The sequence below is a fragment of the Pontibacter sp. 13R65 genome, from assembly GCF_047525655.1.
Classification (GTDB): Bacteria; Bacteroidota; Bacteroidia; order Cytophagales; family Hymenobacteraceae; genus Pontibacter.
This window is the reverse complement of the sequence record NZ_JBLIQL010000056.1, coordinates 1-1,056: the sequence shown is the minus strand read 5'-3', so window position 1 is coordinate 1,056 and position 1,056 is coordinate 1. Positions and strand designations below refer to the sequence as shown.

General features: G+C 59.5%; 1 protein-coding gene. It reads right to left on the bottom strand.

Annotated elements, in window-relative coordinates; genetic code table 11:
- Positions 1-971 (bottom strand): transposase (locus tag ACMA1I_RS23275; protein WP_337070892.1); only part of this gene is annotated, 971 nt, incomplete at its 3' end.
- Between the last annotated feature and the right edge of the window lie 85 nt (positions 972-1,056).

The following is a 1,056-nucleotide window of genomic DNA, read 5'->3' as shown; positions in this document are numbered from 1 at the left end:
TTATAGGCAGGATCCGGGGCACTGGCGGCGGACGCCGGAATGGCCACCAGCGCGGTGACGCCTAACTGCTGCGCAATCGCCAGCTCTGAGCCGGTGTAGTAGCCCTTGTCAAACAGGGCCGTGAAGGAGCCGTTGCCCACAATGCTCTTGGCCCGCCTGAGCATACTGCCCATGGCCTTGGTGTCATTGTGGTTGGTGACCCGGTAGTCGATCAGCAGGCAATGGCGGGCGTCCACGGTGGCCTGCACGTTGTAGGCCACCTCGGTGATGGTGTTGCGGATGATCATTTGCCGGCTCTCCGGGTCCGAGATGGAGACCTGGTCCTGGCCTGCCTCCTGGAGATGCTGCAAAAGCGCAAGGTAGTACTCCCGGCGACGGGCGTGGCGGGCGATGGAATCGGCCAGCTGCTCTGCCTGCTTGGCATCGTCTACCTGCGTCAGGGCCTGCTGGCAGTCTAGGAGCTTCTGCTCGATGTAGGCCAGGTGACGGGCGATCTTGCCCCGGTTGTAATTGTTCTTCTTCGAGTTCTGGGCCCGAAGCTTGGTGGAGTCGCCGGCCAGCAACTCGCCTCCTATCAGGTGGAAATGCTGGGCCAGTTTGACTGTGGCGCGAAAAACTTTGGTGATGGCCCGGCTGTTGTTCTTGCGGAAGTTAGCGATCGTGTTGTGATCGGGCCTGAGCTGGCCCAGCAGCCACATCACCTCCAGGTTACGGCCACACTCCTTTTCCAGGCAGCGGGAAGAACGGATGCGGTTGAGATAGCCGTAGAGCAGGAGTTTGAGCAGCGTTGCCGGATGGTAGGCAGGGCGTCCGTTCTCGGGGAAATCTGTGCGGAAACCAAGCCGCTCGAGGGGGAGTGACTCGACAAAGGCATCGATAAAGCGCACCTCGTTGTCTGGGGAGATCAGCTCCTCCAGGCTGGCCCCACTACAAGGAGGCTCGTCCCGGCAAAAAGCCTGTTTGAATTTCATAGCAGTAAGCGACTAGTACTCTTACAGGTAGTCCTTTGCCAGAACGAAAGTTACATGGTAGAGGAGTTGTTAGACAGTCTGACGG